The sequence below is a fragment of the Streptomyces sp. NPDC003635 genome (genome assembly GCF_053587635.1).
The window spans coordinates 1-6,660 of sequence record NZ_JBSFOK010000104.1; the positions used below are offsets into that span (position 1 = coordinate 1).

Sequence of the window (6,660 nt, forward strand, 5' to 3'; positions counted from 1 at the left end):
AGTTTGTCGCCGGCGACGAGGCCGTTGTGCTGGCGCCACAGCAGGACGTCGCCGAGGTCGCGGAAGTACCAGCCGTTGCCGACGATGCCGTGCTCGGACGGGTGGGTGCCGGTGAGGAAGGTCGACTGGGCGGCACAGGTGACAGCGGGCAGGACGGTGCCGAGCGTGGCACGGGAGCCGGCGGCCGCCAGCGCCTTGAGGTGGGGCATGTGGTCGAGGAGACGGGGGGTGAGGCCGACGACGTCGAGGACCAGGAGCGCGGTGGGGCGGTTGCTCATGGCAGCTCCTTCAGGCCGAGATCGGTCAACAGGTCGCGGGCGAGGGTGAGTTCGGCGGCGATCCCGGCCGCCAGCTGAGCTCGGGTGCGGGGGCGCAGCTCGGGCGGCAGGGCCTGCCAGGTGTAGGTCTCGACCTCCAGGTGTCGGGTGCGCGGCTCGTCGCCTCCCACCAGGAGGGCGAGGGCTTCCCGCAGCACGTCCAGAGTGGAGGTGAGCGGTGCGGCGGGTGGGACGTGCAGGGGGACGTGGAAATGGGCGCGCCAGGGGGTCCGGTCGGGCAGGGCCGCACCGGCCAGCGCCTGGTCGAGGTCGTCGGTGCCACGCAGTCCCGCGGGGGTGAGGGTGCGGGTCTGGTGCAGGAAACGCGGTTCGGCGAAGGCCGCGAGGGCGTCGCGGACCTCCGGCAGGCGGGGGTCCTCGGCGTGCAGGGCGGCCGACAGCTGTGCCTTGGGGACGCCGACACCGGCCGCGGCGAGCGCGGCCAGCGCCGTGGCCGGCTCCTCGAAGGAGGTGGCGAGGTGGCACGTGTCCACGCACACGCCGATACGGTCGCCGGGCAGCGCGGTCAGTGGTCCGATCGCGTCCGCGGTGGTCTCCACCGCGCAGCCGGGCTCCGGTTCGAGGGCGATACGGATCGACTTGCCGGTCAGCTCCTCCAGCGCGTCCAGCCGCCCCGACAGGGTGGTCAGCGCCGCGCCGGCGGTGGCGGCGGCACGCTCGTCGAAGCCGGTCCGCCAGGCGAGCGGAAGGGTGGAGACGGTGCCCTCGGTGACGTCGTCCGGCAGAAGTGCCGTGAGGAGGCGGGCCAGGTCGGTGGTGTGTTCGAGGCGTTCGGGGTCGGTCCAGTCCGGCCGGTAGACGCGGTACTTGACCTCTTCGGCGCCGAACCCCTCGTAGGGGAAGCCGTTCAGCGTGACGACCTCCAGGCCCCGGCGGTCCAGTTCGCCGCGCAGTTCCCGTGAGGCCGCGGGGTCGCTGATCAGTGTGTGGGCGGCGTCCTTGGCGAGCCACAGGCCGATGCCGAGGCGGTCGCGCCCGAGACTCCTGCGGACCGGCTCGCAGTGGTCGCGCAGTTGGGCGAGGACGCCGTCGAGGGTCTCGGCGGGGTGGACGTTGGTGCAGTAGGCGAGGTGGACGGTGGAGCCGTCGGGATGGCGAAAGCGCATGGGTCACTCACCGCCGCGCAGGATGGAGTTGCCCTCGTGCAGGTCCTGCGCCTGCGGGACGTCCAGCCGGAGGCGGCCGCTGAGTCCGTAGAAGGCGACCGGGTTGTGCCACAGCACCCGCTCGACGTCGTCCTCGCCGAAGCCTGCCGCGAGCATGGCGTCGGCGACCTTGCGGGTCTTCAGCGGGTCGCTCTTGCCCCAGTCGGCGGCCGAGTTGACGAGGACCTTTTCCGTTCCGTACGTCCGCAGGATCGTGACCATGCGGTCCTCGTCCATCTTGGTGTCCGGGTAGACGGAGAAGCCGAGCCAGCAGCCGCTGTCCTTGGCGTGCTGGACCGTCGTCTCGTTGAGGTGGTCGAGCAGGACCCGGTCCAGGGGCAGGTTCGACTCGCGTACGACGTCGACGGTGCGGTGCAGGCCGGTGAGCTTGTCGCGGTGGGGTGTGTGGACGAGGGCGGGCAGCCCGTGGTCGGCGGCGAGCTGGAGCTGGGCGGCCAGCGCCGTGTCCTCGGCCGGTGTCATGGCGTCGTAGCCAATCTCGCCGACGGCGACGACGCCGTCCTTGACGAGGTAGCGGGGCAGCGCGTCCAACACCGGCGTGCAGCGGGGGTCGTTGGCCTCTTTGGGGTTGAGCGCGAGGGTGCAGTGGTGGGCGATGCCGTACTGGGCGGCGCGGAACGGCTCCCACCCCAACAGGGCGTCGAAGTAGTCGAAGAAGCTCGCCGGCGACGTGCGGGGCTGGCCGAGCCAGAAGGACGGTTCGACGACGGCGCGCACACCCGCGGCGTGCATGGCCTCGTAGTCGTCGGTGGTGCGTGACGTCATGTGGATGTGCGGGTCGAAGATACGCATCAACGCTCCTTGGGCTCTTCGCCCGTCAGGGTCAGCACGCGGCCGAGGTCGTCGGGGACGGCACGGCCGGCGGCGGTCCGCTCGGCGGCGTAGTCGGTGAGCATGCGGGCCAGTTCGCCGTCGCCGGCCGCCCGCCGCGCCAGGCTCGCGACCGCGTCGAGGGGGACGCCGGTGAACAGGCACTTCAACACGGCGTGGCGCCAGGCGTGCGCGTCGAGGTGGGCGGCGGCGTAGGGGCCAACCGCGGCACGGACCAGGCTGGTGTCGTTGGTGCGCAGGGCAGCCTCGATGAGGTGTACGGCCTGCCCTCCGTCGACCAGGGACGGCAGCGCCCGCAGGACGGCGCGGCGTTCGGCGGCACTGCCGTGCTGGTAGAGCCGGGTCAGGGTGTCCAGTCCCGCCCGTGCCTCGACCAGCAGCTGCATGCGGACGGCGTCGGCGTTGTCGTGGCCGCAGTGCCGCCCGGCGGCGGCGAACCGCAGCTCCCAGGGGTGGGCGATGTACGAGGTGGGGGCTGTGGGGAGGGCTTGCGCAGCGCGGGTGGCGTCGGCCATGGCTGCCGCGAACCAGGCGCGCGCCATCTCGTCGGGCAGCGCCGCGCTGATCCGGTCGCGGGTCCGGTCCGGGGGCTGGGTCAGCACGCCGGCACTCCCTTCGTGGTGGTGATCGCCACGGCGGCCTGGAGGAACTCGATGGAGGAGCGGGCCAGTTCCGGCCCGGCGTGGGAGTGGCGGGGCAGCTCCACGACGGTCAGGCCCTGGTAGCCGGTGGCGGTGAGGGCGTCCAGGACGGGCGGGAAGTCGATCTCGCCGTCGCCGAACGGCAGATGCTCGTGCACCCCGCGGCGCATGTCCTCGATCTGCACGTGCCGCAGCCAGGGCGCGGCGGCGCGGACGCAGTCGGCGGGAGGGAGCGGTTCGAGGCACTGGCAGTGGCCGAGGTCGAGAGTCAGCCCGAGCGTGGCCGGGCTGCCCAGCGAGGTGCGCAGATGGTGGAAGTCGGCGAGGGTGGCCAGGAGGTGTCCCGGTTCGGGTTCGATCGCGAGCGGCACTCCGGCGCCGGTCGCCGCGTCCAGCACCGGCTCGAGCGCCAGCTGAAGGCGCTGCCAGGCGGTGTCGTCGTCGGTGCCGGGTGGCGTGACGCCGCTGAAGCAGTGCACGGCGTGCGCTCCGAGGTCCGCCGCGACCTCGACCGCCGTGAGCAGCAGCCGGATCCGGGCGGCACGCCCCTCGGGGTCCGGGTCGAGCAGCGAGGGACCGTGCTTGCGGCGCGGGTCGAGCACGTAGCGGGCACCGGTCTCCACCGTGGCGGTCAGACCGAGTTCGCCGAGCCTGCGGGCGACCTTCGCCGTGCGGGCGGGCAGATCGGGGGCGAGCGGGTCGAGGTGCATGTGGTCGAGGGTCAGCCCGACGCCGTCGTAGCCCAGATCGGCGAGCACGCAGAGCGCGTCGTCGAGACGCAGATCGGTGAGGCCGTTGGTGCCGTAACCGAGGCGGAGTTGCTGTCGGCGGCTCACGTGGGACTCACTCTCCGGGCGAGCGTGCGGGCCACGGGTACCAGGCCCAGGACGGTCAGTGCGGTCCCGGCCGATCCGGACCGGGCGGCGAGGGTGGCCTGCAGCGGGATCATGGCGCGGATCCCTCCCCCGACGGCGCGCTGGGTCAGGGGCGGGGAGGGGTTGAGAGTGGCGTGCAGCAGGGGCACGGCGGCGGTGCGGACGTACGAGGCGGCCGTCAGCACCGAAACGATGCCCGCCTTCGTGGGCGTGCGGGCCAGCAGCAGGCCTAAGGCGGTGGTCGCGCCGAGCGCGGTGAGGGGGGTGAGCGCCGAACCGCCGTGCGCCTCGTGCCGGGAGACGGCGGTGACGGCGTAGGTGTGGGCGGCCAGCACCGCTGCGGCGGGGGCCGCGGCGCCTACGGAGGGGCCGGTCGTGAGGGGGGACGCCGCCCGCGCGGAGGGACCGGTCGCGGCGGAGGGCCCCCCAGGCACTCCAGCGGGTGCGGTGTCAGCGGCCGTTCGCGCCGGCCGCGTCGCGGTGGGTGCCGAGGTGCTCGCCACGGCGCCCAGCAGGAGGTCGAGGGCGCGGGCCGCCGCCATGGCCGCCGGCGCCAAGGGGGTGTGCTTCAGGCGCAGGTCGTACGCCCAGACCGTGGCGGTCAGTGCCGACGCCACCGCCAGCGCGGGTCGGCCGGCGCGGGCGGCGAGCGTCAGACCGGCCGCCGTCAGGAGGCCGGCCGCGCCCAGCGCCGCCCGCGGGGAGATCCGGCCGGAGGGAAGAGGGCGATGCGGGCGGTCGACGGCGTCCTCGTCGCGGTCCGCCCAGTCATTGAGCGCCATGCCCGCCTCGTAGAGGCAGAGCGAGGCCCCGACGGCGTAGGCCGTGTTCCGGCTGGGCCGCACGCCGGCCGCCGCGGCACCGGCGAGGGCGTCCCCGGGCACGGTGAACAGGGCCGAGACACGCAGCAGTTCGGCCCAGTCCCGCAGCCGCGCCCGCCGCTCACGCACCGGCACGGCGCGGTCCTGGTCGTTGTCCGGTCGGGCGGCCTGCGGGGCTCGCTCGGGTGCGGGTGGGGCGAGGCGGGCCAGCAGGGAGCGGATCACCGGGCCTCCCGCAGCCGGTCGGCGAACGACAGCAGGGCGGTGAACTGCTCCGCGAGGCCCGCCGGTCCGGCGTCGGGGTCCTTGAAGTAGAAGCCGAGTTCCGGGAGCGGGCCGGACAGCCCCGCCTCGTGGGCGCGGGCCACCAGCCGGGCCAGGTCCAGGACCAGGGGTGCGGCGAGCGCCGAGTCGCAGCCCTGCCAGATGGTCTGCAGGATCATCCGCGAGCCGAGGAAGCCCTCGAAGGCGATGTGGTCCCAGGCGGTCTTCCAGTCACCGAGCGCGGGCACGTCGTCGATGTGCACCTCGCCCTCCGGCGTGTGCCCCAGGGTGTCGGCGAGGACGCGCTCCTTGCCGGCGTTCTTCGCCGCGGCCGCCGCCGGGTCGGCCAGCGCCGCCCCGTCGCCGCCGCCCAGCAGGTTGGTGCCGGACCAGGCCCGTACCTCCAGGGCGCGCTGGACGAACATGGGGGCGAGCACGGCCCGCAGCAGGGTCTGGCCGGTCTTGCCGTCGCGGCCCGTGTGCGGAAGCCCGGCCGCCGCGGCGGCGTCCGTGAGAGCGGGGGTGCGCAGCCCGGTGGACGGCGTGAAGTTGACGTAGGGACAGCCGGCGCGCAGGGCGGCGGCCGCGTACAGGGAGCTGGGCGGCAGCCGTACGGCGTCGGGCGCGGGCAGGGGCTCGGTGGAGGAGACGTTGACGACCACCACCCGGACCAGGTCGTTGCGCTCGCGGAACGCGGTGAGGTCGGCGGCGAAGTCCGCGATGAGGTCTTCGTCGTCGCGCGTGTCGCCCGGGAGCGGGCCGCCGGGCCGTATCTCCCGGTCCGCGGCCTGGAGTTCGGCCCGCACGGCGGAGGTGAGGCCGTGCGGCAGGACGCCCGCGCCGGTGAGGTGTTCGGCCCGCTTGGGCAGCGGGCAGTCGGCGGTGTCGTGGCCGCCGAACACGAGGGAGGACAGGGGTGGCAGGCCGGTGCCGTCGAACGGCGGTGTCTCCGTGACCATGCCGGTGGGCGCATGCAGTCCGGCGGTGACCGCCGCACATCCGGCGACGGCGGTGGTGGCCACCGATCCGCGGGCTCCGACGAACCAGACCCCGGTGCGTGCGGTCGGCCCGCCGGTCCGGGGCTGTGATGCGTTCCCGTCGTTGTTCACGGGCTGCCTTCCTGCCATGTCGAGCATCCGATGGGGGTGGAGGACGGTGGGCGGGGGCGCGGGGCCTCCCGCCCACCGCCGGGCAAGGGGACGGCTGGGGCCGCGGCCCGCGAGGGCTGCTGTGGGGGCGGCGGGGTTACGGCGTCGAAATGGGCGGCGGGGCAAGTGCGGTGTACCTGAGGGCTGTTGGCCCTGCGGTGTGCAGCACGGATGTCCTCCGTAGGCCGGTCGGACGAGCGGTGAGCGCGTGAGGCCGGAATGCGCCGTACGTCGCGAACCGCTGTGTGGCGCCTGTATACGAGGGGGACCGTAGCCCGGTTCGTCCTCGGCGGGTAGCCCTCGTGCAACGAATGGGAGGAACTTTTTCCCGGTCGAGGACAAAGAGACCTGCGGGCAGCCCTGACCGGCCCGACGGCTCTCCGCCGCCGGGCACCGGTCTGGTCGTGCCCCGCGCAGGAGGGGAGGAACCAAGCGGAGCCCGAAGGGATGTGGCGCGGCTGCGCCTACTTGTCGCCGCCTGCGAACGCGGCGTCGAAGGACGCGGACGGGGGGTCGAAGTCGAAGGCCTTCAGGCGGGTCAGCGCCTCGGGGGCGCCCTGGAGCCGGTCCATGCCG

Annotated in this window: 7 protein-coding genes and 1 pseudogene; all 8 read right to left on the reverse strand. The window is 74.1% G+C overall.

The window, feature by feature from the left end; genetic code table 11:
- On the reverse strand, positions 1-278 hold a 278-nt coding region (locus tag ACWDRW_RS40005), incomplete at its 3' end, for an alkaline phosphatase family protein (protein ID WP_451733432.1).
- Entirely contained in the window at positions 275-1,444 is a 1,170-nt protein-coding gene (eboE, locus tag ACWDRW_RS40010; RefSeq protein ID WP_451733435.1) for a metabolite traffic protein EboE, read from the reverse strand. The genes eboE and ACWDRW_RS40005, both read right to left, overlap by 4 nt.
- A 3-nt stretch (positions 1,445-1,447) precedes the next feature.
- Positions 1,448-2,296, reverse strand: coding sequence for a TatD family hydrolase (locus ACWDRW_RS40015; RefSeq protein ID WP_451733438.1), 849 nt, complete (start codon positions 2,294-2,296; stop codon positions 1,448-1,450).
- Positions 2,296-2,877: an EboA domain-containing protein gene (locus tag ACWDRW_RS40020; protein WP_451733446.1), complete on the reverse strand. Its 582-nt coding sequence runs from the start codon at positions 2,875-2,877 to the stop codon at positions 2,296-2,298. The genes ACWDRW_RS40015 and ACWDRW_RS40020 overlap by 1 nt, the downstream gene beginning before the upstream one ends.
- A 53-nt stretch (positions 2,878-2,930) precedes the next feature.
- Entirely contained in the window at positions 2,931-3,812 is an 882-nt protein-coding gene (locus tag ACWDRW_RS40025; RefSeq protein ID WP_451733441.1) for a sugar phosphate isomerase/epimerase family protein, read from the reverse strand.
- Positions 3,809-4,780, reverse strand: coding sequence for an SCO3242 family prenyltransferase (locus ACWDRW_RS40030; protein WP_451733449.1), 972 nt, complete (start codon positions 4,778-4,780; stop codon positions 3,809-3,811). The genes ACWDRW_RS40025 and ACWDRW_RS40030 overlap by 4 nt, the downstream gene beginning before the upstream one ends.
- 113 nt (positions 4,781-4,893) lie before the next feature.
- Positions 4,894-6,063, reverse strand: a complete 1,170-nt coding sequence (locus tag ACWDRW_RS40035) for an inositol-3-phosphate synthase (RefSeq protein WP_451733443.1) — start codon at positions 6,061-6,063, stop codon at positions 4,894-4,896.
- Between the two features lie 485 nt (positions 6,064-6,548).
- A pseudogene (locus ACWDRW_RS40040) lies at positions 6,549-6,660 on the reverse strand (sugar phosphate isomerase/epimerase); the annotation flags it as partial.